The following is a 24,180-nucleotide window of genomic DNA, read 5'->3' as shown; positions in this document are numbered from 1 at the left end:
TTCTACCTGGACTACGTGAACGTGAAGCCCGACTACGTCAAGGCCTGGTGGAACCTGGTGAACTGGACCGACGTCCAGGCACGCCACCAGGCGGCCACCACCGGGGCCTCCACCCTCATCACCCCCTAGCACCAAGCCACTTCCGAACGAGAACGCGGAAGGCCGCCCTCCTCGAGAGGGCGGCCTTCTTGCCATTCGAAGCTACCCCGCCAGGATCGACGGACGCGGGTTGCCCACCTGATCAGGTCCTGCCGACCGGCGCCGCAGTGCCATCAGGGCACCAGCACGAGCCGGATCGGATTGCCTTCCTTGCTCTCCAGCCGCTCGACGGCGGCAGCGGCGTCCCGGAGCGGGAGGGTGTCGCTGATGGAGCGGACGAAATCGAGCCGCCCCAGCTCGGCGAGGGCCACGAGCTCCGGGACGTGGTGCGCCTCCGAGCCGTAGTGCCCACGGAGCTGCTTGCGCCCGTAGGAGAAGGACGTGCTGTCGGAGATGGTGATCGGGTTGCCGCTCAGACCCACGATCACCAGCCGGCCCTTCAGCCCCAGGCTGTCCACCGCCTGCGCGCGCACGGCGTCGACCCCGGCAAAATCGAAGGCGGCGTCGAGGCCCCGCCCGCTCGTCGCCTCCGCGATCGAGGCAGCGAAATCGTCCGCCAGAGGGTCGAGGGCCAGGTCCGCGCCGAAGGCCAGCGCCCGCTCACGGGCCTCGGGCAACGGGTCGACGGCGATGATCGGTGCCGCGCCGATCATGCGGAGCAACTGCACGCCGTGGGCGCCGAGTCCTCCGACGCCCCAGACGCCCACGGCCTCGGCAGGCCGGACGCCCCCGGTGGAGACGATGGAGGCCCACGGCGTCGAGACGGCGTCGGGGATGATCGCAGCCTGCTCGAAGGAGAAGTCCGCGCTGAGCGGGACGAGCACACCGGCCGGCACCACCACGTACTCGGCCCAGCCGCCGTCGTAGTCAACGCCCATGGTCAGCGTGACACCGTTGTATTCGTAGCCTGCCTGGATCACCACGCGGTCGCCAGGGTTCCACGCGTCGACGCCGTCACCGGCCACGTCCACGCTGCCCGCCGTCTCGTGGCCGAGCGTGACCTCGTCACCCACCAGGTGCCGGGGCGTCAGCAGTCCCTGGATCAGGTGGACATCGGAGAGGCAGACACCGGCCGCCTGGACCTTGACCCGCACGAATCCCGGTCCCGGAACGGGGACGGGGACCTCCCTGACCTCGAACGACCTGGTCCTGATGTTCAGCCGTCCCGCGAGCATGGTCTCGTTCATGACGTCCTCCTGGTAGAAAACCTCATGCTAACCGAGGTCGATCGCGCCCTACTCCCGCGCGTCGTGGCGTGATCGGCGCATCAATACACGCTGCCAGGGACAATTGGTTGCCTGGACGACCAGAGGAATAGACTGCGGTGTCGACAACGAAGGAGCCGATCCGTGCGGGGTGTGCTGAGGAGGCTCGGATCCTTCACCGCCGTCGGAACCGTGGCCTTCGTGGTGGACATCATGCTGTTCAACATCCTGTCCTCGGGATTCGGGGTGGCGCCCATTCTGTCGAAGATCATCTCGGTCGCTGCCGCGACAGGGGTCTCGTGGCTCGGCAGCAGATACTTCACGTTCCGCGAGCTGGGCGGGCGTTCCAAGCGCCAGGAAGCCGTCCTCTTCGGGCTGACGAATCTCGTGGGGCTCGGGATCGCCGCGGGGTGCCTCTTCGTCTCGCACTACGTCCTCGGGCTGACCAGCGCGTTCGCGGACAACCTCTCAGGCAACGTGGTGGGGGTCCTCCTGGGCAATCTCTTCCGGTACTTCGCCTACCGCTTCGTGGTCTTCCAGCCCCCCGCACGGTCGTCCGGGCAGACGAGCGGTGACCGGACCACGGTCGGCAGCGAGTAGGCCCGACACAGCCGCCCGGCGGGTGGGCTTCGGCCCGGGAGCCGCGTACCATGAACGGTGTGGCCGACAGCGTTCCGCGCAGTCGCGTGCCCGTCGTCCCGCCTCGTCCCACCCGAACAACTTGCCTCGTCCCACCCGAAAAGACCCCGCCATGCGTGCCTCTCTCGTCCTCACCACACTGGCGATCAGCTCCGGCCTGATGCTGTCGGCACCAGCGGCCGCCGTCGCCACGACACTCACCCCGGTGCCACCGACCGTCGTCGAGCAACCGCCCACCGACCAGTCCGTGGTCCCTGCGGTTACCACTCCCCCGGTCGTGCCTCCCGTCGAGACCGTCGACCCTCCCCTCGAGAGCGCAGACCCTCCTACCGGGACCGTCGAGTCCCCGCCGGTCGAGACGACCCCGGAAACGGACCCGGAACCAGGCCCGGAGACCTCAGCCCCGGTGCAGACCACCCCGGAGGCGACCACGCCGCCCTCCGGACCGAGCGCCCCGACCGGTGAGGTTCCCGGTACGGTGCCCACGGCGGACGGGAGTGCCAGGACCCCTGCCCGCGGCGTGGTGCCCGCGGAAGCACTGGAGGCAGGTATGGGCATTCCCGCGCAACGCGCCCTGCCGCGCAAAGCCAACCCTGCTCCGGCTGCCGGTGGACGCTCCGTCGTCCGGGCCCCGGACACCTCGGCGTCGGCTACCGGCACGAAAACATCGTCGGAGGCTGCCGTCGTCCAGGCGGACGAACCCGCACAGGCGGACGAGGCGGCAGGCGCGCTGCAGGCCGGCGTCGCGTCCTCCTTCCGGAACACGGCCGCCGGGATCCTGAGCGTCGTCGCTCTCCTGCTGGCCGTGGCTGTCGCCGTCGTCGCCCAACCCCGGCGCAGGCGCACGCACTGATCGGATCGTCCAGGGTGTCGTCCGCGCGTACGGTGGAGGGATGAGCGTGCCTATCCGGTCCAGAGTCACCGTCGACAACCGCTTCGCCAGGGACCTGCCCGAGATGGCCGTCGCCTGGCAGGCGGATGCGGCCCCGAAGCCACGCCTCCTGGCCCTCAACGAGCCCCTCGTCGCCGAGCTCGGCCTGGACGCCGAAGGGCTGCGCTCCCCCGAGGGCCTGGCCCTGCTGCTCGGGACGTCCCCGCCCGACGGCGCCACCCCCGTGGCGCAGGCCTACTCCGGACATCAGTTCGGCAGCTTCAACCCGGGCCTCGGCGATGGCAGGGCCCTCCTCCTCGGTGAGCTCACCGACACGGCCGGTCGGCTCCGCGACCTCCACCTCAAGGGGTCGGGGCGTACGCCGTTCGCGCGCGGCGGCGACGGCCTCGCCGTCGTGGGGCCCATGCTTCGCGAGTACATCGTGAGCGAGGCGATGCATGCCCTCAACGTTCCGACTACCCGCTCACTCGCCGTCACCGCGACCGGACGCGAGGTGCGCCGCGAGAGACTGCTGCCCGGCGCCGTCCTCACCCGCGTGGCCGGTAGCCATCTGCGCGTGGGGAGCTTCCAGTACGCGGCAGCCAGCGGTGACCGGGGCCTCCTGACGCGCCTGGCGGACCATGCCATCGGCCGCCACTACCCGGAATCGGCATCCGCTGAGCGGCCGTACCTGGCGTTCTTCGAGTCCGTGGTGAGCGCGCAGGCGGCCCTCGTGGCGCAGTGGATGCTCGTGGGCTTCGTCCACGGCGTGATGAACACCGACAACATGACCATCTCGGGCGAGACCATCGACTACGGGCCGTGCGCCTTCATGGACGTCTTCGACCACGGTGCCCGCTACAGCTCCATCGATCGCGACGGCCGCTACGCCTACGCCAATCAGCCGCCGATCGCCGAGTGGAATCTCGCGCGCCTCGCCGAGACCCTGCTCCCGCTCATCGCCGAGGACCAGGAGGAGGCCGTCCGGCTCGCGGTCGCGGCGCTCGAGGCCTTCCGTCCGCAGTACACCGCGGTGTGGCTGGCCGGCATGAGCGCCAAGCTGGGACTGCCGGACGACGTCGACGGTGCCGTCGCGGCGTCGCTGGCACAGGACGTGCTCTCGCTGCTGCAGGAGAACCACGTGGACTACACCGCGTTCTTCCGCGGTCTCGCCTCGGCCGCCCGCGGCGACGCGCGCCCGGCACGGGACAGGGTGCTCGACGTCGCCGCCTTCGATGCCTGGGCCGCCCGCTGGCTCGCCCTGGGCCCTGATGCGGACGCGATGGACCGGGTCAATCCGCTCTACATCCCGCGCAACCATCTGGTCGAGGAAGCGCTCGAATCGGCAACCCGGGGCGACCTGGACCTTCTGGATCGGTTGGTCGATACCATCACCCGGCCCTTCGAGGAACGCCCCGGCCTGGAGCGCTACGCTTCCGGGCCGCCGGGGGACTTCGGCGCGTACACGACGTACTGCGGGACCTGAGGCGCAAAGCCCCCGTCAGGCGAACTCCTCGGCGGCCCGGGCCCGGGAAGGCCTCAGCGCACCCCGGCCCGACGTCGGCGGTCGTTGCCCGAACGAAGATCCCGGTTCAGGCGGCGGTCACCGTGGTAGAGGATCGACTCCCAGTCCGCCTCGGCCGCGGTCTTCGGCACCACCTTCGACTCCTCGACCTTCCGGACGCGCGGCGATACGTACAGCCAGTTCAGGACGCCGAGCCACATGTCCACCACGGAGTTGTTGATACCGATGTAGGCGCGGATGGCGCCGGCGGCCAGCATGGCGTTCAGACCGGCGAAGACCGCGTTGCCCCAGTTCTGCTCCAGGGCGTCCCGCACCAGGGTGAGCAGGGAGAAGGCCACGATGGCATAGGGGATCACCACGTAGAAGCCGGGAGCGGCCGTGCGGTCCTTCACCTTCGGGGTGCGGACGAACGGGATCTTCTCCCCTGTGAACGCCTGCTGGATGGATTTCAGCACACCGGCCAGATTCACCGGCAGCAGGACGAGGTTGAACCCGTAGATCCGGAAGATGTCCGAGAACCGGTGCCCACAGTCCCGCAGGTCACTGCCCATCGCGAGGAAGTACGGTGCGGCGGCGAGGAACACCACGGGGCTCAGCAGCCTGCTGTCGTAGGGGTAGGCGAGCAGGAAGAGCAGCCCGAAACTCGCCCAGGCGATCGACGCCATGTAGTTGACCCGCAGCAGGAGCTCCCTGGCCAGGATCTGCTCGCGCAGGTGGCGGCGGTGGCGTACCTGGTTCCACAGCTTCGGCAGGATCAGCAGCCCGCCGTTGGCCCAGCGCCGGCGCTGCACCACGAGGGAGCCGAAGTCGGGGGGCGTGGCACTGTAGCTCAGGCGCTCGGGGTAGTTCATGAGGGTCCAGCCATGGGTGCCGAGGTCCACGCTCGATTCGGTGTCCTCGATGACCGTGCGGTCCTGGATGTAGGTCTTGATCTCGAACCCGCCCACGTTCTCGACCTCGACGATGTCCTCCACGGCCCGCTTGCGGATCACGGCGTTCGCGCCCACCCAGAACGTGGCGCCGTAGTAGGACATGCCCTGGTGCAGGATGTGCTGGATGTCCGTGGTGGCCCCCGCCACCCGCTCGATGCGCGTCGGCGCTCCGCGGAATGAGGAGTACGGCGTCTGCGTGACGGCGATCCGCTCGTTCCCGGGCGATTCGAGCAGGTAGACCAGGCGCACGCAGTAATCGCGCAGGAGGAGGGAATCGGCGTCGAGCGTGAGCAGGTAGGTGGAATCCTGGACGTCCAGGACCTCGTGACCGTCCGCGGCCTCCCCGTCGGCCAGGGGTCGCAGCACCGTCCCGGTGGCCACGTGCTCCTTCCGCCAGCGCCGGCCCATGAGCGAGATGTAGGCGTTCAGGTTCATCGCCTTGTTCGCCTCGTGCGAGAGCGATGCGTAGGCCTTGCGCTCGAAGGTCTCGAGCCTCGTCGAGAAGATCCGCAGCAGCCGGACGTACAGCTCCCGCACGCGCTCCGGTTCGGGGCACTGCTCCTGCACCAGCGCGGCGTCGAGCGCGTACATGGTGAGGCGGAGCTCGCGGGCCAGGCCCATGACCACCAGGTCCACGAAGAACTCGTCCACATGGTCCTCCACCGTCTCGGCCTCGGCCATGTCCTCGAGCCAGATAGCGGCGGCCTCGTACGCGGCGATGAGCGGCGGCAGGTCGACGCACGACGGCGGGGCGTCTGCGCCCCGGGCGGCCACGTCCGCCTCGAAGGCGGCGAGGGCCGCCGCGGCGCTGGTGGAGGGTTCCAGCAGGCTGGACTCGATCTCGAAGGTCAGTGCCCGGGTGGCGTCCAGCCGCTCGCGCGTCACCGGGTCCTTCGGGTGCGGGGGGTCGTCGAGCAGGAGGACCACCCGGATGTTCGGGAACTCCTGCAGCGCGGCGGACCACAGGGTGGCGCGCACGACGGCGGGTTCCTCCGCGTAGGAGGGCACCAGCACGGTGATGCCCTCGCGGTGATCGGCGAAGTGGCGGTCCAGCTCGCCGCGTGGCACCCGCCGGTGGTCCCTGAACCTGTACATGGCCCCCTGGCGTGCCACCAGGTACATGAGTGCCGAGAACGTGAGGAACGTGACGACGACCAGGTACGACACCGCCTCGAGCTGGAATCGGAAGCCCGCGTTCGGGTTGTTCGCGAATTGGCGCAGGACCGTGGTGACGATGTACGTCATCCATGCCAGCACCGTCGTGACGATCGCCAGCCGTCCCAGGGCGAGCTTCCGCGCGGATGGCATCGGATGCACGATCGACAGGGGCTCCGAGCGTCGCTCGGCACCCCACTGGCGACGGCGGACCGGCGCGGAGGTGCGCTCGGCGGTGGTGACGTGTTTTGACATGGCTACCCGGCAGTCGAGGGACGATTCCTGGCCGGGCGGCGTTCCCCAGAGGCCCGGTTCCGTGCCGTACTCTCGGCATTTCCCGGGTGATCGTTAGCGGGTTGCGCAGATGATCCTGGTCGGTACCATGGGCCTTTCACGCAGCATTCGCGGTCTCACGCTCGTCCTTCCTCCTGCTGCCGTCATGATCTGGGGTTCATCGTGTCTGCACGTTTCCCGGGCCGGAAACTTTCCCTGGCCCGCCTCTGCCTGCTCTCCGGCGCCGTCGCGGCCGTCACCGTGGGCGGACTCACCGGCTTCAATCGCTGGGAGGACGCCCGCACCGCGGAGAGCGCCGGATCGTTCTTCGCCGGTTACGTCGACGTCACAGCCACCCCTTCCTACGCCTTCGAGGACCCGGCGAAGGACATCGGTGGGGGCGCGGTGCTGTCCTTCATCGTGGCCTCGAAGACCGAGCCGTGCGCGCCGTCGTGGGGAACCTATTATTCGCTCGACGACGCCGAGACGGGCCTGGACCTGGACCGTCGCGTGGCCCGCATGACGCAGGACAACGGGGAGGTGATCGTGTCCTTCGGCGGGCTGCTGAACGACGAGCTCGCCACGGCCTGCACCGACCCCGACAACCTCGCGGACGCATACGCGGAGGTGATCGACCGGTACGAACTCTCGACCGTCGACCTCGACATCGAGGGCGAGAACCTGAAAGACACCGCTGCCGGGGAGCGGCGGGCGGAGGCCATGGCCACGCTGCAGAAGGAACGCGCCGGCACAGCGCGGCCGCTCAACGTGTGGCTGACCCTGCCCGTGGCCCCCACGGGGCTGACTGCCGAGGGTACGGCAGCCGTCGCACAGTTCCTCGAGGCGGGCGTGGACCTCGGCGGGGTGAACGTCATGACCATGGACTACGGCGGTAGCCGGCCGGAGGGGACCGACATGCTGACGGCGTCGAAGAACGCTGCGGACGCCACGCACCGCCAGGTCCAGGTGCTGTACGAGCGGGCGGGCATGGCGCTCGGGCCGCAGGCGGCGTGGCGGAAGATCGGGCTGACACCCATGATCGGGCAGAACGACGTCAAGGGTGAGGTGTTCACGCTCGAGGACGCAGAGGCCTTCAACGCCTTCGCCGCCGAACGCGGCGCAGGGCGCATGTCCATGTGGTCGCTCAATCGGGACGCCACGTGCAGCGAGAACTACGGCGACACCACCCTGGTGTCGGACTCCTGCAGCGGCATCGACCAGAAGGGGTTCGCCTTCGCCCCGGTGCTCGGCGCCGATTTCGAGGGCCGCGCCGCGACGCTCGCGGAGGAGCCCGTCACCGAGGAATCGCCCGAGGCGCTGGTCGAGGACGACCCGGAGACCAGCCCCTACCCCATCTGGTCCGACGTGGGCACGTACCGGGAGGACGACCGCGTGGTGTGGCACGGCTACGTGTATACCGCGAAGTACTGGACGCAGGGCGACGTGCCGGATAATCCCGTGCTGCAGGCGGAGGAGACCCCGTGGACGCTGCTGGGGCCGGTACTGCCGGACGAGCGCCCCGTCCCCGTCGCCACCGCTCCGGCCGGGCTGTACCCGGAGTGGGAACCGAAGGCGGTGTACGAGCGGGGTGATCGCATCCTCGTGGACGGCCGCGTGTACGAGGCCAAGTGGTGGAGCCAGAGCGACAGCCCCGAGGCGGCCGTTCAGGGCTCCGACGCCTCGCCCTGGCAGAAGCTCGACGACGCCGCGCTGGTGAAGGCGATCGAGGAGGAGAAGGACAAGTCCTAGCGGTGGCCGTGGCGGGCCGGTCGCGGGCGGCGCCCACGGCCGGTGCGTGCCGCCTTCGCGCACATGGCTACGCTGGGTGGATGGCCACAGTGATTCTCGTGCGGCACGGCCGCACCACAGCGAATGCGTCCGGACTGCTGGCCGGACGGACCCCCGGCGTCCACCTGGACGAGGTGGGGCGTGACCAGGCGGCCGTGACCGGGGATCGGCTCGCCGCCGTGCCCCTCGTCGGAGTGGTGTCGAGCCCCCTCGAGCGGTGTCGGCAGACGGCCGGGTTCATCCTCGACCGCCAGCAGGCCACCCCGCACGCGCCGGTCGACGCCGATCTCACCGAGTGCGACTACGGGCAGTGGCAGGGGCGTACGCTGACCGAGCTCGCGATCGAGGAATTGTGGCCCGTGGTGCAGTCGCAGCCGTCCGCCGTGACCTTCCCCGGCGGGGAATCCATGGCGGGGATGCAGGCCCGCGCCGTGGCGGCGATCCGACGCCGCGATGCAGCTTTCCAGGGCGAGCACGGGCCGGGAGCCGTGTGGGTCGCGGTGAGTCACGGGGACATCATCAAGTCGGTCCTTGCGGATGCGTTCGGCATGCACCTCGATCTGTTCCAACGCATCAGCGTGGGCCCTGCCTCGGTCTCGATCGTCCATTACGGTACGGGCCGGCCCACCGTCCATGCGACCAACACCGACGCGGGCAACCTGGCCTGGCTCGCCACGAGCATGCATTCCGGCGACGCACCGGTCGGTGGCGGCGCAGGTCAGCAAGCGCCACCGCCCTGAAGCGCCTAAAATACTTGTATGCCTACACAAGTTCACGAGTTCGCCTGGCCTGATCGGGTCGTCGTCGGCACCATAGGCCTCCCTGGGGAGCGCACCTTCTACCTGCAGGTCCGCGCAGGAACCCAGATCGTCAGTATCGCCCTGGAAAAACAACAGTCCGCCCTCCTCGCCGAGAAGATCGACGAGATCCTCGACCAGCTCATCAACCTGGACGGCAATCCCTTCAGCGTTCCCGTGGGCACTCCCACGGAGCTCGTCGACAACGAGCAGCTCGAGTCCGTCGAGGAGCAGTTCCGCACAGGCGCCATGAGCCTGGGGTGGGATCCGGCCACGTTGCAGGTTGTCATCGAGGCGTACCCGCTCGTCGAGGTGGACGCGGACGACGACGCCGAGGTCACCGAAGCCCTACTGAGTGAGGACGACGTCGACGTGCCGGAGATGCTCCGTGTCCGCATGCCGGTCGGCACCGCGCGGGCCTTCGCCATGCGCACGCGCGACGTGGTCGGTGCCGGGCGTCCCACGTGCTCCGACTGCGGTCATCCCATCGACGCCGACGGGCACTCCTGCACCCCTCCCGAGGACTGATGCCTGCTCCGGACCTCGTGGCCGCCGAGCTCACGCTCACCGGCCGCATCACGACGGCGTCGAACGCCACCTTCCTGGGCAGCATCGGGGACGCCGCGGTGGTCTACAAGCCCATGACGGGCGAGCACCCGCTGTGGGACTTCCCCGACGGAGCGCTGGCCCACCGCGAGGTGGCGGCCTACCTGGTCTCGGAGGTGCTGGGCTGGAACATCGTGCCGCACACCTGGCTGCGTGACGGTCCGCTCGGCGAAGGCATGGTGCAGCTGTGGCAGGAGCAGGATCCCGACCAGAGCGCCGTGGACCTGCTCCCCGCTGACGAGGTACCGGAGGCGGGCTGGAAACAGGTGCTCGAGGGGCAGGACGAGAACGGACGGGTGGTCGCCCTCGTGCACGAGGACTCGCTCGCGCTACGACGCATGGCGGTGTTCGATGCGGTCGTCAACAACGCTGACCGCAAGGGCGACCACGTCCTGGCCATGAGTGACGGCCACCGGTACGGCGTGGACCACGGTCTCACCTTCCATAGCGACCACAAGTTACGAACCGTCCTGTGGGGCTGGCTGGGGGATGCCCTGACGGCCGAGGAACTCGAGGGCATCGACCGCGTCAGCGACGGACTACAGGGTGAACTGGGTCGACACCTGACGGATCTTCTCACCCCCGAGGAGATCGTGGCTCTCGACACGCGCTGCGGCCGATTGCGGTCGGTCGGACGATTCCCGGCTCCAGGTGGTCGCATGTCAGCGGTGCCCTGGCCGCTGTTCTGAGACCCTCGGCCTCGCCTAATGGTGGGTGACGGCATCGTCGGCCCTGGATCTGAGCAGACTCGCCGCTGTGGCGACGGTGATGGTGGCACCGATGAAGAGGAGTGAGAACCAGATGGGGATCTCGGGTACCCAGAGCAGCGGCTCACCGCCGTTGATGAAGGGAAGCTCGTTGACGTGCAGGGCGTGGAAGATGAGTTTGATGCCGATGAACCCGAGGATGACGGCGAGTCCCTGTGCCAGGTAGACCAAGCGTTCGAGCAGTCCGCCGATCAGGAAGTACAGCTGGCGCAGCCCCATCAGGGCGAAGGCATTGGCGGTGAAGACGATGTACGCCTCGTTGGTCAGGCCGTAGATCGCGGGAATGGAGTCGACGGCGAAGATCAGGTCCACGAAGCCGATCGCGATGATGGTCAGCAGCATCGGCGTGACATAGCGTGTGCCGTCCTTCTGCACGGTGAGTCTGTCCTCGTGGTACTCGTCGGTGACGGGTAGGGCGCGGCGGACGAGTTGCATGAACCTGCCGTCGGCCGGGTTGGAGTCGTGGCCGCCGAAGGCTTGCCTGTAGGCAAGGACGAGCAGTAGTGCGCCGAAGATGTAGAAGATCCAGGAGAAGTTCTCGATCAGACCGGCGCCGATGGCGATGAAACCGCCGCGGAGTACCAGAGCGATGATGATGCCGATCATCAGCACTTTCTGCTGGTACTTCTTCGGGACCGCGAAGCCTGTCATCACGATGAGGAAGACGAACAGATTGTCGATGGAGAGGGCCTTCTCGGTCAGGTATCCGGCGAAGTACTCACCGCCGAACCTCCAGCCGGAGACGACGCCGATCCCGACGCCGAAGACCAGCGCGAGCCCGATGTAGAAGGCGGACCAGCGGGCGGATTCACCGATCGTCGGCTCGTGGGGTGTGCGCACGTGTGCGAAGAACTCATAGACGAAGAAGAGGATCGTCACGGCGATGGTGATCAACCAGATCGTGGGGGTGACCTGCATGAAGTACTCCAGAGGATAGGCGTCGGACATAGGCGCCAAGGTCTCCTCCGCCCGGACCGAACCGGAACCGATGACCCGGGATGCTTCACTGCATCCGTACTGACGGGTCGATCGCAAACGGGAGTACTCCCCTTGATCCCTCGATGCTAGCGCACGGGGTGGGCTTCTGTCCGGGACTCCACTCGGCTACGATCGGTTTCCTCGGGAAAGGATCTGTGTGGAGCGCCGCACATTCATGAGTGCACTCATCGCCGGCGGCCTGGGCTTCGGAGTTGCGGCCTGCACACAGCCCACCACTCCGTCGGCGGGACCGACCGGATCAGGTGCGCGGCCCTTCGCACCTTCACCCTCATCTCCTATCCCATCGCCGACCGCGCCCACGGGCGTCGCCGGCACCCCACCGGCAGTGACCCGGGTACCACTGCCTCCAGGGGTGATCACCGGCCTTCCGTCGCCTGGCCCGATGCTGGCGTGGACGGTCGACGACGGTTCCGACAGCGACGTCATCCGCCGATACGTCGACTTCGCCCGCACGAGCGGCACACGCCTGACCTTCTTCCTCAACGGCTCCTACCCCGGATGGTCGGAACACGCCGCACTCCTGCAACCGCTGGTGACGTCCGGCCAGATCCAGCTCGGCAACCACACCTGGTCCCACGCGGACCTCACCAGCCTCAGCGACACGGGCATCGTCTCCGAGTTGCAACGGAATCACGACTTCATCGTCAGCACCTTCGGCGTGGATCCCCGCCCCTACTACCGGCCCCCGTTCGGATACCGCGACGCACGAACCGATGCGGCTGCCGCCTCGATCGGCTACACCTCACCGGTCATGTGGTACGGCTCCCTGGCAGATTCCAGTCCGCGCTCCGAACAACAGATCATCGACCTCGCCACCGAATGGTTCCTGCCGGCCCACATCATCATCGGTCACCTGAATTTTCCTGCCGTGACGCAGGTCTTCGGACAACTAAGACAACTCATCACCGATCGAGGGCTCATCACCGTCACACTCGACGACATCTTCGCTCGCTGAACATTATTCCCGGCGACGCCCGCATCAACCCCACCTGCCGCCGCTCCGGCAGGTCACCTGCGCCCCGGCTGGTCACCCACAGCCCCGGCTGGACGTGACGAGTTGGTCCTAGAGCGCGACCGGTCCCAGATACGCCGGGACTTCGGTGGATGCAGGGGCAGTCTCCTTCAGCTCGACGAAGAAGGTGTGGGTGTCGGTCGTCCCGGTGTTCTCGCCGCAGTGGTCCTGCGCCGGCAACCAGCGGGCCACCCCAGCCGGGAGGTCGACGTCGATGCTGGTCCCCTGCGCATGGAGGCGGCGGCGGAACGCACTGGCAGTGATCATGACGCTGTCGGGGTGATGATGCTCGATGCTCGTATACCCCGGCCGGTCCGTGTACTCGAGGACCCGCACACGGTCGTTCTCGAAGGCGACACGGTAATTTTCCGGGTTCGTCTGGACTGGGTCCTGTGCCATAGCCGAATTTTACGCTCATCGCATCCCGCATACCAGAGCCAGCCGCGACGGACAACCCGTGTCTCGATCCCGACGGCAACGAGTTCTGCGTGCTGTCCTCGCGGGAGTACTAGCGACCTCGGACGAAAAGAGGCGCCCGCACCGGCGGACGCCCCTTCGTGAAACGCGATCGGTCAGCTATTGTCGGTCCGGACCGGGCTGTTGCCGTCCTCCTCGAGAGGTGAGGGTGCGTCACCGTCCTCGGAGAGGGCCTCGTGGCCCTCGAGGGACTCGGACAGCTCTTCGTCGGCCGACTCGTCGTGCTGGGGCTGCTCGTCATGGGTACTCATGGGGCGTCCTTCCGCTGGATTCTGCCTGGTGGGTCCGACGCCGACCATGGTGACGGTCAGCGCCATGATGGTTCGTCGTGATGTCACCCTACGCGCATCATCAGCAGGCTTGGTATCGGGCGACGGCGTATCAGACGACGGCGAGCGCCTCGATGTCGTCGTCGGGCTCCGGAGCGATCAGCTCCACCGCGATCTCCGGGCTCATCGGAGGCCGGGCCGTGATCCAGTCCGCCAGGAGGTCGGGCGCCAGCGGCCGGCTGTAGTGGAAGCCCTGCGCCAGATCGCAGCCCATGGTGAGCAGCGTGGAGCGCTGATAGTCCGTCTCGACGCCCTCGGCGACAGCCCTGATACCCACGGCATGCGCCAGTTGGATGCAGCTCGAAACGATCGCGTAGTCCCCGTTGCCGGCGCCGAGTCCGCTGACGAACGACCGGTCGATCTTGAGCTCGTCGATGGGGAAGTGCTTGAGGTACGTGAGGCTGGCGTAGCCCGTACCGAAGTCGTCGATGGCCAGTCCTACGCCGAGTGCCTTGAGCGCGGTGAGTACCTTCAGCGCCATCTCGGGATTCTCCATGAGCGCCGTCTCGGTGATCTCCAGGATCAGCAGGCTCGGATCGAAGCTGTGCCGGGCGAGTGCGGCCTGGACGATACCGGTGAGCTGCGGGTCCACGAGCTGCCGGGGGGAAAGATTGACGGCCATGCCCACCGGCGCCTGCCCCGAGCTCGCGCGGTTCCACTGCGCACCCTGCTGGACGGCCTCGTCCAGGACCCAGGCGCCGAGCCCGCGGATCAGGCCGGACTCCTCCGCCAGGTCGATGAAGTCGCCGGGCTGCAGGAGACCGCGCGTGGGGTGTTCCCAGCGCACCAGGGCTTCCACGCCGATGGCGATGTTCGTGGCGATGTTCATCCGGGGCTGGTAGTGGACGCGCAGCTGTCCGTCCTCGATGCCGTGCCGGAGCTCCCCGAGCAGGCGCATGCGGTTCACCGCCGGATCCGCCTCGGAGGGATCATGGACCTCCCAGGTGTTGCGGCCGCGTGCCTTCGCACGGTACATGGCGATATCGGCCCAGCGCAGCAGGCGCTCCGGATCGGCGGTCTCGTCGTCGGCGAGCGCGATCCCGATGCTGGCGGAACACACTACCTCCAGCCCCTCGATCACCATGGACCTGTTCACCATTTCGAGCAGCCGCTCCGCCAGCACCGTCGCATCGGTCGCGGAACGCACGTGCTCGACGACGATGAATTCGTCACCGGCCAGCCGCGCCACGGTGCCGGTGCCGCGCACGCTCGAGGAGAGCCGCTGCGCCACGATGGTGAGGAGCTCGTCCCCGGCATTGTGACCGAGGCTGTCGTTGACGGACTTGAAGTGGTCGAGGTCCACGAAGAGGAGGGCGATCGTGACGTCGGGCTGTCGGTCCGCGAGTTCCCGCTCGAGGATCGCTGCGAGTCCCGGCCGGTTCGGCAGGCTCGTGAGCGAATCGTGCAGGGCGAGGTACTGGAGTCCGGCCTCGGCGCGGATGCTTCGTGCCTCGGACTCCTCGGCGCTCCTGCGGGCCGCGACGAGGTCCAGTTCGTACTGGTGGCGTTCGTGTGCGCTGAAGATGATCACGCGGAACTCCGTGCTGCCGTCCTCCTGGACCGAGCGGACGGCCGTGAGCAGCGCGGCCCTGCGCTGCCCGTGCGCGTCGACGATCTCGACCGACACCTCTGACACGGCTCCGGTGAGCTGCATCCGAGGGACGTCGCGCGACGCATGCACGAGGCGGTCGTCCGCCGACATCAGGCGGGGAAGCGGGACCCCGACGACGTCGTCGCAGGTATATCCCGTCCATTCCAGGAAGGTGCCGTTGACGGCCGTGACGATCCAACTCTCATCCGTGACGAGATAGCTGCATGGCGCCCGCTCGAAGAGCTGCTCGTAGTCGGCGGTCAGCGTCATGATGATCCTGAGGCGATCGATATGAAGGGATGCAGCGCGGATTCAGCGGCAGGACCGCCGATGTTGAGGTCGTGCCCTCCGCGGGTCGCTGGCGTACTGTCCACTGGTACATCCGTTTCCTGCCGAAGGGAACGGGCCGGCACGATCCGCGGCCCCACTGGATCCTGTCGGTCGGGAAAGGCGCACCGTAAGGCAACGGCGACGGAAATCGAGGTTGGGGTGGGCGCTGCCGGCACACGGCGCCGACAGCGCCCACCCCTGCTGTGGACCTCGGGGCGCGGCTACCTCACCTTGCCATTGGGCGTCTTGGTGATGGACAGCTCGGCGACCACGGGCAGATGGTCGGATGCCGTCGTCTGCACGACCTTCGCCGACGTGGCCCTGGCTCCCCGCGCGGTCAGGATGTAGTCGATGCGCAGATTGGGGTTCTCCACCGATCCGCTCCCGGGAAGTCCTTCGGCATCGGCGCCGAAGGTGTAGTCCTCGTTCTGGCCCAGGGCTGCGAAGGTATCGGTGAACACCGAGAAGAGGGGCTGCAGCTCCGGAGCGTCCGGCGCAGCATTGAGATCTCCGACGATCACCGCCGGGCGCTTGCTGGTTGCTGTGATCTCGAGGATCTCCTGGACCTGCGAGGCGCGCTGCTCCTCACGCTGGAAGTCCAGGTGCGTGCTGTAGAAGGCGATGTGGTTACCGCGCACATTCACCACCGCCTCGAGCAGGCCGCGCTGCTCGGTGGGCCGCTCCGCGTACTCGATGTTCTCCAGGAGGTGGTTCTCCGAGGAGAGGATCGGGTACTCGCTGAGGATCGCTGTGCCGTACTGACGGTTGTCCGTGTCACCGGGCAGGGGCGGCTCGTCCAGATTGGCGCCGTACACCACATGCATGTCCAGCCGGTCCGCGAGTACCGCGGCCTCGTCGAGGAAGTCGCTGCGGGCACCCCAGTGGTTGTCCACCTCCTGCAGGCCGATGATCTCGGCTCCCGAATCCTCGATCACCGATGCGGTGCGCTCGAGATCGAAGACATTGTCGTCGTCGGCTCCGTAATGGATATTGAAGGACATCACGGTCACCTCCGTGGTCTTGTCCTTGCCCTTGTCATTACCCGCGAGCGCGGGTCCTGCTCCGACGACGGCGCTCGCGGCGATGAGTGCGGCTACGGATCCTGAGGCGATGAATCTTCTGAACATTACTGTTTCTCCTTCGATGGGGTGATACCTGCGGGTCAGTGGCTGGAGGTGATGGCGGGGAAGAGCGCCCGGCCGGCGAGCAGCTCCGTGAGCGGGACCGGGCTCGCGATCTCGCCCACGAATCTGCCGTCCACGCTGTTCTGGAAGCCGAAGACCACCCACTCGCCGTCGCGCTTGCGGAACAGCTGTGCGGCGTAGATACCTGGCACGAAGAAGCTGGTGCTGCCGGTCAGGTCCCAGGGGCCCACCAGGCTCCGGCCGCGGGCTATCCAGGTGCCGGTGCTCGAGGTGTGGAAGTCGATGCCCGGCGCTCGGTCGGGGAGGCAGGAGAACAGGAGGACCGCCTCGTCGTCCACGTCCCGCGACTGGATCACCTCCATCTCGCCGAAGCCGGCCGGCTCGGACAGCGGTGGTCGGACGGACCAGTGCGTGAGGTCTGCGCTGACGGCGTGTCCGACGACGGCGCGCTGATCGGGGTCGCCCTCGCAGCCGCGTGCGGAGATCACCATCTGCCAGAGTTGCGAGTCCTCGTCGAAGAACACGAAGGGATCCCGCCATGCCTCGTCCGCCCAGGTACCCTCGCCCAGCTTCTCGTACCAGCGCGGGTCGGCCTCGAGGACGGGCATCTCGGACCGTGTCCAGGTGATCAGGTCCTTCGAGACGGCGGAACCGATGCGCTGCTGCAGTCCGTTCTCGGCACGGCTGACGCCCGTATAGAACAGGTGCCAGGTGCCATCCGGTCCGCGGACGGTGCACCCGGTCCAGGTGGCCAGATCGTCCCACGCAGGTGCATCGGCGGCGACGAGCGCATCGGGTAGGAGGGTCCACTCCTCAAGGTCATCGGAGACCGCATGGCCGATCGAAGCGCGGAAGTGGCGGCGGTGCGGATCGATCAGTGCCCTGCTCGCGCGCAGGAAGAACAGGTGGTACTGCGCGCCGTCGTCGGCCAGCCAGCTGTCCCACACCCAGTGGTCGGGGAGGCGGAACGTCACGACGCGTCCGGGCCGAGCAGCGGGATGGCCGCTGCGACGGACCGGTAGTAGTCGGTCAGGCTCAGCCGTGAGGCAGCGGCCTCGTCCAGCACGACGGTGACGCGCTGGTGGAACTGGAGCACCGAGGCCGGGCACATGCTCGCGACGGGACCCTCGATCGCCGCCGCGACTGCCTCGGCCTTCGCCTCCCCCTGCGCCACGAGGACGATCTCGCGCGCCTCCATGATGGTGCCGAGCCCCTGCGTGATGCAGTGCGTGGGCACACTGACGCCGTCGTCGAAGAATCTGGCGTTGTCCTGTCGGGTCCGCTCGGACAGTGCCTTGATGCGTGTGCGGGAGGCGAGGGACGACGTCGGCTCGTTGAAGCCGATGTGCCCGTTGGATCCGATCCCGAGGAGTTGGAGATCCACCCCTCCGGCTTCGGCCAGCGCCTGCTCGTAGGCCGGGCCGGCCTCCAGGATGTGTGCGGCGTCCCCGTCCGGGGTGTGCACGTGGTCGGGATCGAGCCCCAGGGGACCGGTCACCTCCTCGGCGACGACGACGGCGTAGCTCGCCGGGTGCCCCGGCGGCAGGCCGACGTACTCGTCGAGCGCGAAGCAGCGCACGTGGTCGAATCTGGTCGGTGACTCCTCGCGCAGGCTGGCGAGCTCACGGTAGGTCTCCCGGGGTGAGGAACCGGTGGCGACCCCGAGGACCAGACCGGGGGTCGCCTCGGCGCGCGCGGCGATCAGTGCCGCGGCGTGGGCACCGACGGCGGCGGGGTCGGGCAGGATGACGACCTCCACGGTCTGTCCTTTCTCATCAGGGGCGGGCAGGACATGACGACATCAGCCCTTGACGGCAGAACTCGCCACCCCTTCGATGAACCAGCGCTGGAAGATCAGGAAGACGACGATCACCGGCAGGACGAGCAGGACGCCGAACGCCATGACCTGCCCCCAGGCCGGTGGTAGCTGCCCGGCGAAGACGCTGATCTGCAGGGGCAGCGGCCTGAGATTGGGATCGGAGATCATCAACACGGGCCACAGGAAGGAGCCCCACTGCGTGAGGAAGGTCAGGATGGCCACCGAAGCGTAGGCCGGCTTGCTCATGGGGACGATGATGCGCCAGAAGATGCGCCACGGGCCGGCGCCGTCCATCCGCGCCGCCTCGTCGATGCTGTGCGGGATCCCGGAGAAGAAGGAGTAGAAGAGGAAGATGGACAGCGCGTTGCCGATGAAGGGCACGATCTGGATCCACAGGGTGTTCCGCGCGTCGTTGTACAGGTAGAACATGGGGACTGCGACGGCCTCGAAGGGGACGATCAGCAGCAGCAGGATGGCGAAGAGCGCCAGCCCGCGCCCGCGCCACGCCAGGCGCGAGAGGGCGTAGGCGGCCATCGAGTTCACCACCAGTCCCAGCCCGACGACGGCGACCGTCACCGTGAACGAAACTGCGAAGAAGCGCCATAGGTGACCGGTGCTGTCCGAGGAGAGGCTGGCCGCCACACCCGAGTAGTTGTGCAGCCCCCACTGCCTCACATCGAAGACCGCGAAGCCGGCAAGGGTGTCCCTGGCCGGAGCGAGGGAGGCCGCGACCATGTAGGCCACGGGTGCGAGGAACAGCAGTCCGGTGATCAGGAGCGTCGCGTAGTGCGGGACCCTCGAGGCGAGCTCCCGCCGGCTGATCCTCTGTGACGGCGCGCTGACGTGAGCCATCTCAGCTCTCCTTCTCGCGGGTTGCACGGCGCTGGATGATGGACAGGATGACGACGATGACGAAGAAGACCACGGAGATGGCGCTGGCCCGTCCGATGTTGTTCTCATCGAAGGCCGCGGTGACCGCCTCGTACATGACGGTTCGCGTGGCCCCCTCGTTCAGGCCACCACCCGATTTGGCCAGCACGTAGATCTGGTCGAAGACCCGCAGGGAGAGAATCATCGTGTACAGCGCCACGAAGACCAGGGTGGTCTGGATCCCGGGCACGGTCACATGGATGAAGCGCTGCCAGGCACTGGCGCGATCGAGCTCCGCCGCCTCGTAGAGTTCAGCCGGCACCTGCTGCAGCGCCGCGAGCAGGATCACCATCTGGAAGCCGCAGCCCTGCCAGATGGACAGGACGATCACTGAGGCCAGGGCGGTGAGTTCTGATCCCAGCCAGTCCTGCGAGGCGAAGGCCCCACCCGAGAAGAACCCGAGCGCAGAGTTGAGCAGGCCGTCGTCGCCCCGCGCCAGGATCAGGCGCCAGATGATCGCCACCAGCGCGATCGGGAAGACGACGGGGAGGAAGAACAGGGACCGGAAGATCCCGACCCCGGGAATGGTCTTCTTGACCAGGAGTGCCAGGGAGAGTGCGAGAGCCGTCTGCACCGGCACCACGACCGCCGCGAAGACCAGATTGTGCAGCAGCGCCTGGAGGAACTGCCGGGAGATGTCGGGATCCGTGAGGATCCGCGCGTACTGCGTGAACCCCATGAAGGTCGGCGCCCGCGGATCTCCCAACCGGACGTTGTAGAGCGAGAATCCGATCGCGGCGAGGAAGGGTACGGCGACGAAGAGCAGCAGGAGCAGCAGCGCCGGTGAGGCCATGAGCGGTCCGGCCAGCCCGCCGGTCCTGGACCGCCTGGTCTTGCTGGACCGCGGAACCGGGGCGGGCACCTGGGCGGGTGTGAGGCCTGTTGTGGTAGCGATGGCGAGCTCCTCCGACCGGGCAGCGGGGCCCGGTGGGGCCCCGCCTTCCGAGCTTCTAATCGTCCTGGTAACCGTTGTTGTCCGAGAAGTCGGAGTCGATGGCGCGCGCCGCGGAGTCCAGTTCGTCCTTCACCTCGGCACCTCCCCAGATGGCCAGGAGGGCGCTGCCGAACGAGCTCGTCACCGTCGGGTAGCCGGGTGTCACGGGACGGGCCACGGCGATGCACTCCTCGGTGACGCCGTCGGAACCGCACGCTGACTCGAGATTCGTGGCGAAGAGTTCCAGCGGCTTGCCCGCTCCGTACAGTTCGCTCTGCTCGAGGGACGAGGTGCTCCCCGGCACTGCCGCGTTGGCCTCCACCATCGCACTGATGCTCTCATCCGTGAGGAGGAAGTCCAGGAAGGATCCGGCGGCCTCGGGGGCATCCTCCGCGACGGGCGTGACGCCCCACTGCCAGGAACCATGACCGGCCTTGGTGCCGTTGCCGAAATCGGGCAGCGGCATGAGCGCTAGGTCCTCGCCCAGCGCCTCGCTGAAGGTGGGGTACATCCAGTTGCCGGTCCAGGTCAGCGCGGTCTGCCCGTCAGGGAAGGCACTGCCACTGGTGTTGGGGTCGGCGAACTCGCGCCAGGACGCCCATTCCTCGAGGGCTTTCACATTGTCGTCGCTGTTGAGGACGCCGTCGGCCTTGCCGTCCTTCATGAGCGTTCCACCGGCTGACCAGAGATCGGGCGTGGTGGTGAACGTCCCCCACTCGCCCGCGAATCCGTTCGCTTCTCCGAGGTCGATTGCCTTGCCGGAGGGTGAGACCTCCGCGAGCTTCTCGAGGTTGGCCGTGAACTCCTCGGTGGTCCAGGCCTCCTCGGCGGTGGTGGGGGCTTCGATGCCGGCTTCGGCGAGCAACGCCCTGTTGCCCCACAGACCCAGGCCGACATCGAACATGCCCACCGCATAGGTGGCGTCGTTGTACGTGCCGCTCTCCGTGACGCCGCTGATCCGGTTGTCGAGCGTCTCGGAGGAGACGACGTCGTCGAGTGGGATGAGCTTGCGGTCGTAGGCGAACGCCGCCATGGTGGGGGCGTCCATCTCCATGACGTCGGGCAGTTCCTCGGCCGACGTCGCCTGGATGGTGCTGGTGTAGTCGGCTTCCGGGATGAGCGTGAGGTTCGCGGTCACGTCCTCCTGGGAGGAGTTGAACTTCTCCACGAGCAGCTGGAGGGCCTCGGTCTCCGAGGCCTGGCCCGTGTGGGCCCAGACGTCGATCGTGCCGTCGGAGGATCCGCCCCCGGAGTCACCCCCGGAATCTCCCGAGCAGGCGGACAGCATCAGGGCGACCGAGAGAGCGGCGCCGACGGTAGCTGCAGTGCGCCGGGACCTCCTGGGTGAGAGCATCGCCATCGTTCCTTTCGTCGTGAGTACCGCGGACCGGTCAGTTTGATCAGCTTGGCCTAGACCAATTCTGAAGTCAATAGATTGGCTTAGACCAATTCCATGGGAACGGCGGTACTATCGACGGATGATCGACCGGGGGTTCGTGGGACCGAAGTACTACGGCGTGAAGGAGGACCTCCGCCGGCTGGCCCTCGAGGCCGGCCCGGAGGCTTCCCTGCCCACCGAACGTGCCCTTGCCGTCCGCTACGGGACCTCGCGCACCACGATCCGTCAGGCCATCGCCGAACTCGTGGCCGAGGGCATCCTGAACAGGACCCAGGGCAAGGGGACCTTCGTGGCCCGGGAGCACCGGGCCTATGTGCGCCAGCGGACGTCGTTCACCGACGATGCGAGGGAGCAGGGCCTACGGATCTCGTCGATCGTCCTCGGGATCGACTACCCGGTGGCCGATGAACACAGCGCCGGGCAGCTGCGCGTGGCCCCCGGCACCGGCCTCACACGGGTGGAACGGGTGCGCCTGATCGACGAGGAACCTCTTGCCCACGAGGTGGCCCATCTCCCGGGAACATTGACGGATCTGGAGCAGATCCTGGAGCAGGACGGATCCCTCTACGCCGTGCTCGCCGCACGGTACGGCAGGAGGGTCGCCGAGGTCGAGGACACCGTGGAGACCAGCATCGCCGGTCCTGTCGATGCAGGGCTTCTCGCCATCGAGACCGGCTCTCCGCTGCTCCTGATCCACCGGCTCGGGCTCGACGCCGCGGGCACACCGGTGGAGTGGACGCGATCGGTGTTCCGCGGTGACCGTTTCAGGTTCTTCGCCCGTACGCACCGCTGACTCCCCGTTCGGCGTCAGACCAGCGCGTAGTCCGGCTCGAGCGCGACGCGCAGCTTCTTGAGACCGTCACGGATGCGGGTCTTCGCGGTCGGCACGGGTACGCCGAGCCGCTCGGCCACCTCGGTATAGGTCAGGTGCGAGAAGTAGGCCAGGGAGATGGCCTCGCGCTGCACCGGCGACAGCACGGCCAGGCTGGCATGCACGCGCTCGGCCTCGTCCCGCCCGGTGACCTGCTCAGCCACCTCGTCGAAACCCGTCGACCAGTGCCGCCTCCCCCACGTCTCATCACGTCCGGCGCGGGCGACTTCCGAGCGGAGGCGATCGACGGCGCGCCGGTGGGTCAGGGTCATGATCCAGGAGATGGGGTGCCCGAGTCCGGGTTTGTACCGATCGCCCTGCTCCCAGAGGAGGAGGAAGACCTCCTGTGTCACCTCGGCGCTGACCTCAGGATCACCGAGGATCCTGCGCGCCAGGCCGAACACCCGCCGCGAGCATGCCGAGTAGAGCCCTTGGAACGCCTGGGCGTCCTTCAGTCCCGTGGCCACCAGGAGTGCTGTCAGATCCGGTGGGGCTGCACCAAACTCGTCGTTCATGGGGGCGGGAATCTGGCGTGCGACGTCGTCGACGACGTGCACAGGAGTGGAGGAGGTGATGGTGGGACTTTCTGGCTGAGACCGGAAAGGGGCAATGCCCTTTGCCTGAATGTAACCCCCTGCGCACCCGCGGTCGACCACGAGTTCGGATCGTGACCGAACCGCGTCCCAATCTTTCGTCTTGGCGGTCCTCGTCACCGGCGAATCAGGCGCCGGCCGACGCCGGTGCCCGGGTCACGACGAGCGTGGGGCAGGGCGGCTCGAGCAGGAGCCTGTGGGTCACGGAGCCGAGCGACATCCCCGATCGAGCACCGCTCCCGTGCCTGCCGATCACCAGGAGCTCCGCCCCCGAGGCCCGTGAGGACAGCGCCTGCACCGGCCCGTGAACGTCGTCCACGACCCACTGGACCGTCAGCGCGCGGAAGCGTGCCCGCAGCTCGCGCAGCATCTCCGGCTCCTGGGGCTCCTGGGGCTCCGTCGGCCCGGCAGCATCGCCGAGGGTGGTGACCACCGTCAGGCGACCCGCCAGTGCATGCGCCTCCTCGGCAGCCCTGAGCAGGGCGGTCCTCGACATCGCCGAACCGTCCACGCCCACCACCACACCTCCGCCTGGTGCTGGCGGCGGTGTAGGAGGTACGACGACAACGGGCGCGCTGGAGTTCAGCGCCACCCGTAGCGCGACAGATCCCTTGAACTCGCCGCTGGACGGATCCTGCCGGTCCGCGCCCACCACGAGCATGGGAGCGGTCGCGGCGAGCCCAAGGAGCGCCTCGACGATCCCGCCGCAGTGCAGATAGGTGCTGATCCGGAGCCCTGGGTAGGCCTGCCCCACACGGGACGCCTCCCGGACGATCAGCTCCCGGCCACCCTTCACCTCGTCGCTGAAGGAAGTCCCCGGCGGAAGCAGGGCGGGATCCGCGACGGCGTGAAGGAGGGTGAGGGGTGTGGCGAGCGAGGCGGCCCGTGCCGCTGCCCACTCGACGACGGCGCGGTCACTCGCGGGATCACGCACCGCGGCGAGCATCGGCTCCTCGGACGCCGATGCTGTGTGCGTAGGGCTCGGTCGGGTAAGAGGTGTCATGGACACTGTGATTCCTTCCGGGGAGCGCTGATGCCCCGCTGCGGGTCGCGGCGGATCGCCACCCCCAGCCTCGCAGACCACCGACGGCGGG

At 67.9% G+C, this 24,180-nt stretch carries 24 protein-coding genes; 10 read left to right on the top strand and 14 right to left on the bottom strand.

Translation table 11 applies throughout. The features are described from left to right. Window positions 1-129: Fe-Mn family superoxide dismutase (locus FQ377_RS04620; protein WP_316245913.1), on the top strand; the 129-nt coding region annotated here is incomplete at its 5' end. A gap of 143 nt (window positions 130-272) precedes the next feature. On the opposite strand, the gene FQ377_RS04615 is transcribed toward FQ377_RS04620, so the two are convergent. Then, complete coding sequence (locus FQ377_RS04615; protein WP_262364256.1) at window positions 273-1,286, bottom strand: zinc-binding dehydrogenase; 1,014 nt, start codon at window positions 1,284-1,286, stop codon at window positions 273-275. Window positions 1,287-1,448: 162 nt separating this feature from the next. Between FQ377_RS04615 and FQ377_RS04610 the strand changes: the two genes are divergently transcribed. The 3 genes from FQ377_RS04610 to FQ377_RS04600 all read left to right on the top strand — a co-directional run bounded on the left by FQ377_RS04610 (window position 1,449) and on the right by FQ377_RS04600 (window position 4,300). Further along, entirely contained in the window at window positions 1,449-1,904 is a 456-nt protein-coding gene (locus FQ377_RS04610) for a GtrA family protein (protein WP_262364255.1), read from the top strand. Window positions 1,905-2,055: 151 nt separating this feature from the next. Continuing rightward, window positions 2,056-2,796 (top strand): hypothetical protein, encoded by a 741-nt coding sequence (locus tag FQ377_RS04605; RefSeq protein WP_148600007.1) that lies wholly within the window; start codon window positions 2,056-2,058, stop codon window positions 2,794-2,796. 40 nt (window positions 2,797-2,836) lie between these two features. Continuing rightward, the gene (locus FQ377_RS04600) at window positions 2,837-4,300 is read left to right on the top strand and encodes a protein adenylyltransferase SelO (protein WP_148600006.1); all 1,464 of its coding nucleotides are present in this window, start codon (window positions 2,837-2,839) and stop codon (window positions 4,298-4,300) included. A 53-nt stretch (window positions 4,301-4,353) separates the two neighbouring features. Here the strand turns inward: FQ377_RS04600 and FQ377_RS04595 are convergent, their stop codons facing one another. Continuing rightward, window positions 4,354-6,681, bottom strand: coding sequence for a glycosyltransferase family 2 protein (locus FQ377_RS04595; RefSeq protein ID WP_148600005.1), 2,328 nt, complete (start codon window positions 6,679-6,681; stop codon window positions 4,354-4,356). 201 nt (window positions 6,682-6,882) lie between these two features. Between FQ377_RS04595 and FQ377_RS04590 the strand changes: the two genes are divergently transcribed. The 4 genes from FQ377_RS04590 to FQ377_RS04575 all read left to right on the top strand — a co-directional run bounded on the left by FQ377_RS04590 (window position 6,883) and on the right by FQ377_RS04575 (window position 10,579). Next, complete coding sequence (locus FQ377_RS04590; protein WP_148600004.1) at window positions 6,883-8,448, top strand: chitinase; 1,566 nt, start codon at window positions 6,883-6,885, stop codon at window positions 8,446-8,448. 80 nt (window positions 8,449-8,528) lie between these two features. After that, a complete protein-coding gene (locus tag FQ377_RS04585) occupies window positions 8,529-9,227 on the top strand; it encodes an MSMEG_4193 family putative phosphomutase (protein WP_148600003.1) in 699 nt (232 codons plus the stop codon). A gap of 18 nt (window positions 9,228-9,245) precedes the next feature. Next, window positions 9,246-9,812 carry a DUF3090 domain-containing protein gene (locus FQ377_RS04580; RefSeq protein ID WP_148600002.1) on the top strand — a complete coding sequence of 189 codons (567 nt, stop codon included), beginning with the start codon at window positions 9,246-9,248 and terminating at the stop codon, window positions 9,810-9,812. Then, window positions 9,812-10,579 carry an SCO1664 family protein gene (locus FQ377_RS04575; RefSeq protein ID WP_148600001.1) on the top strand — a complete coding sequence of 256 codons (768 nt, stop codon included), beginning with the start codon at window positions 9,812-9,814 and terminating at the stop codon, window positions 10,577-10,579. Before FQ377_RS04580 ends, FQ377_RS04575 begins: the two co-directional genes overlap by 1 nt. Before the next feature lie 15 nt (window positions 10,580-10,594). On the opposite strand, the gene FQ377_RS04570 is transcribed toward FQ377_RS04575, so the two are convergent. Further along, window positions 10,595-11,575, bottom strand: a complete 981-nt coding sequence (locus FQ377_RS04570; protein ID WP_148600101.1) for a TerC family protein — start codon at window positions 11,573-11,575, stop codon at window positions 10,595-10,597. 463 nt (window positions 11,576-12,038) lie between these two features. On the opposite strand from FQ377_RS04570, the gene FQ377_RS04565 reads away from it, so the two are divergent. Then, window positions 12,039-12,611: a polysaccharide deacetylase family protein gene (locus FQ377_RS04565; protein WP_222861830.1), complete on the top strand. Its 573-nt coding sequence runs from the start codon at window positions 12,039-12,041 to the stop codon at window positions 12,609-12,611. Window positions 12,612-12,719: 108 nt separating this feature from the next. On the opposite strand, the gene FQ377_RS04560 is transcribed toward FQ377_RS04565, so the two are convergent. The 9 genes from FQ377_RS04560 to FQ377_RS04525 form a co-directional block, all read right to left on the bottom strand. Then, window positions 12,720-13,067, bottom strand: coding sequence for a cytoplasmic protein (locus FQ377_RS04560; RefSeq protein WP_148599999.1), 348 nt, complete (start codon window positions 13,065-13,067; stop codon window positions 12,720-12,722). A gap of 173 nt (window positions 13,068-13,240) precedes the next feature. Continuing rightward, window positions 13,241-13,396, bottom strand: coding sequence for a hypothetical protein (locus tag FQ377_RS14805; RefSeq protein WP_187393247.1), 156 nt, complete (start codon window positions 13,394-13,396; stop codon window positions 13,241-13,243). Window positions 13,397-13,526: 130 nt separating this feature from the next. After that, window positions 13,527-15,335, bottom strand: coding sequence for a sensor domain-containing protein (locus FQ377_RS04555; protein ID WP_148599998.1), 1,809 nt, complete (start codon window positions 15,333-15,335; stop codon window positions 13,527-13,529). 281 nt (window positions 15,336-15,616) lie between these two features. Next, window positions 15,617-16,522: an endonuclease/exonuclease/phosphatase family protein gene (locus tag FQ377_RS04550; protein WP_148599997.1), complete on the bottom strand. Its 906-nt coding sequence runs from the start codon at window positions 16,520-16,522 to the stop codon at window positions 15,617-15,619. Between the two features lie 35 nt (window positions 16,523-16,557). After that, window positions 16,558-17,514: a glycoside hydrolase family protein gene (locus FQ377_RS04545; protein WP_148599996.1), complete on the bottom strand. Its 957-nt coding sequence runs from the start codon at window positions 17,512-17,514 to the stop codon at window positions 16,558-16,560. Continuing rightward, window positions 17,511-18,299, bottom strand: coding sequence for a glucosamine-6-phosphate deaminase (nagB, locus tag FQ377_RS04540; protein WP_148599995.1), 789 nt, complete (start codon window positions 18,297-18,299; stop codon window positions 17,511-17,513). Before nagB ends, FQ377_RS04545 begins: the two co-directional genes overlap by 4 nt. Window positions 18,300-18,341: 42 nt before the next feature. Further along, complete coding sequence (locus FQ377_RS04535) at window positions 18,342-19,211, bottom strand: carbohydrate ABC transporter permease (RefSeq protein WP_148599994.1); 870 nt, start codon at window positions 19,209-19,211, stop codon at window positions 18,342-18,344. A gap of 1 nt (window position 19,212) precedes the next feature. Continuing rightward, window positions 19,213-20,082, bottom strand: coding sequence for a carbohydrate ABC transporter permease (locus FQ377_RS04530; RefSeq protein ID WP_148599993.1), 870 nt, complete (start codon window positions 20,080-20,082; stop codon window positions 19,213-19,215). A 157-nt stretch (window positions 20,083-20,239) separates the two neighbouring features. Beyond that, entirely contained in the window at window positions 20,240-21,583 is a 1,344-nt protein-coding gene (locus FQ377_RS04525) for an ABC transporter substrate-binding protein (protein WP_262364254.1), read from the bottom strand. A 118-nt stretch (window positions 21,584-21,701) separates the two neighbouring features. On the opposite strand from FQ377_RS04525, the gene FQ377_RS04520 reads away from it, so the two are divergent. Next, the gene (locus tag FQ377_RS04520) at window positions 21,702-22,415 is read left to right on the top strand and encodes a GntR family transcriptional regulator (RefSeq protein WP_148599991.1); all 714 of its coding nucleotides are present in this window, start codon (window positions 21,702-21,704) and stop codon (window positions 22,413-22,415) included. 14 nt (window positions 22,416-22,429) lie between these two features. Here the strand turns inward: FQ377_RS04520 and FQ377_RS04515 are convergent, their stop codons facing one another. Both FQ377_RS04515 and FQ377_RS04510 read right to left on the bottom strand, forming a co-directional pair. Further along, window positions 22,430-23,008 (bottom strand): sigma-70 family RNA polymerase sigma factor, encoded by a 579-nt coding sequence (locus tag FQ377_RS04515; protein ID WP_148599990.1) that lies wholly within the window; start codon window positions 23,006-23,008, stop codon window positions 22,430-22,432. 205 nt (window positions 23,009-23,213) lie between these two features. Continuing rightward, window positions 23,214-24,089, bottom strand: coding sequence for a universal stress protein (locus tag FQ377_RS04510; RefSeq protein WP_148599989.1), 876 nt, complete (start codon window positions 24,087-24,089; stop codon window positions 23,214-23,216). Between the last annotated feature and the right edge of the window lie 91 nt (window positions 24,090-24,180).

Source organism: Arthrobacter echini, from assembly GCF_008107445.1.
GTDB classification, from domain to species: domain Bacteria; phylum Actinomycetota; class Actinomycetes; order Actinomycetales; family Micrococcaceae; genus Arthrobacter_D; species Arthrobacter_D echini_A.
Note: the sequence above shows the minus strand (reverse complement) of the source record. Positions and strands in the feature narration are given on the sequence as shown.

Excerpts from the sequence above, each read along its gene's own strand:
- FQ377_RS04585 (WP_148600003.1), top strand. The coding sequence starts at position 8,529 with ATGGCCACAGTGATTCTCGTGCGGCACGGCCGCACCACAGCGAATGCG.
- FQ377_RS04580 (WP_148600002.1), top strand. The coding sequence starts at position 9,246 with ATGCCTACACAAGTTCACGAGTTCGCCTGGCCTGATCGGGTCGTCGTC.
- FQ377_RS04575 (WP_148600001.1), top strand. The coding sequence starts at position 9,812 with ATGCCTGCTCCGGACCTCGTGGCCGCCGAGCTCACGCTCACCGGCCGC.
- FQ377_RS04600 (WP_148600006.1), top strand. The coding sequence starts at position 2,837 with ATGAGCGTGCCTATCCGGTCCAGAGTCACCGTCGACAACCGCTTCGCC.
- FQ377_RS04515 (WP_148599990.1), bottom strand. The coding sequence starts at position 23,008 with ATGAACGACGAGTTTGGTGCAGCCCCACCGGATCTGACAGCACTCCTG.
- FQ377_RS04530 (WP_148599993.1), bottom strand. The coding sequence starts at position 20,082 with ATGGCCTCACCGGCGCTGCTGCTCCTGCTGCTCTTCGTCGCCGTACCC.
- FQ377_RS04570 (WP_148600101.1), bottom strand. The coding sequence starts at position 11,575 with ATGCAGGTCACCCCCACGATCTGGTTGATCACCATCGCCGTGACGATC.
- FQ377_RS04595 (WP_148600005.1), bottom strand. The coding sequence starts at position 6,681 with ATGTCAAAACACGTCACCACCGCCGAGCGCACCTCCGCGCCGGTCCGC.
- FQ377_RS14805 (WP_187393247.1), bottom strand. The coding sequence starts at position 13,396 with ATGAGTACCCATGACGAGCAGCCCCAGCACGACGAGTCGGCCGACGAA.
- FQ377_RS04560 (WP_148599999.1), bottom strand. The coding sequence starts at position 13,067 with ATGGCACAGGACCCAGTCCAGACGAACCCGGAAAATTACCGTGTCGCC.
- FQ377_RS04510 (WP_148599989.1), bottom strand. The coding sequence starts at position 24,089 with ATGACACCTCTTACCCGACCGAGCCCTACGCACACAGCATCGGCGTCC.
- FQ377_RS04525 (WP_262364254.1), bottom strand. The coding sequence starts at position 21,583 with ATGGCGATGCTCTCACCCAGGAGGTCCCGGCGCACTGCAGCTACCGTC.
- FQ377_RS04555 (WP_148599998.1), bottom strand. The coding sequence starts at position 15,335 with ATGACGCTGACCGCCGACTACGAGCAGCTCTTCGAGCGGGCGCCATGC.
- FQ377_RS04520 (WP_148599991.1), top strand. The coding sequence starts at position 21,702 with ATGATCGACCGGGGGTTCGTGGGACCGAAGTACTACGGCGTGAAGGAG.
- FQ377_RS04605 (WP_148600007.1), top strand. The coding sequence starts at position 2,056 with ATGCGTGCCTCTCTCGTCCTCACCACACTGGCGATCAGCTCCGGCCTG.
- FQ377_RS04535 (WP_148599994.1), bottom strand. The coding sequence starts at position 19,211 with ATGGCTCACGTCAGCGCGCCGTCACAGAGGATCAGCCGGCGGGAGCTC.
- FQ377_RS04565 (WP_222861830.1), top strand. The coding sequence starts at position 12,039 with ATGCTGGCGTGGACGGTCGACGACGGTTCCGACAGCGACGTCATCCGC.
- FQ377_RS04550 (WP_148599997.1), bottom strand. The coding sequence starts at position 16,522 with ATGTTCAGAAGATTCATCGCCTCAGGATCCGTAGCCGCACTCATCGCC.
- FQ377_RS04615 (WP_262364256.1), bottom strand. The coding sequence starts at position 1,286 with ATGAACGAGACCATGCTCGCGGGACGGCTGAACATCAGGACCAGGTCG.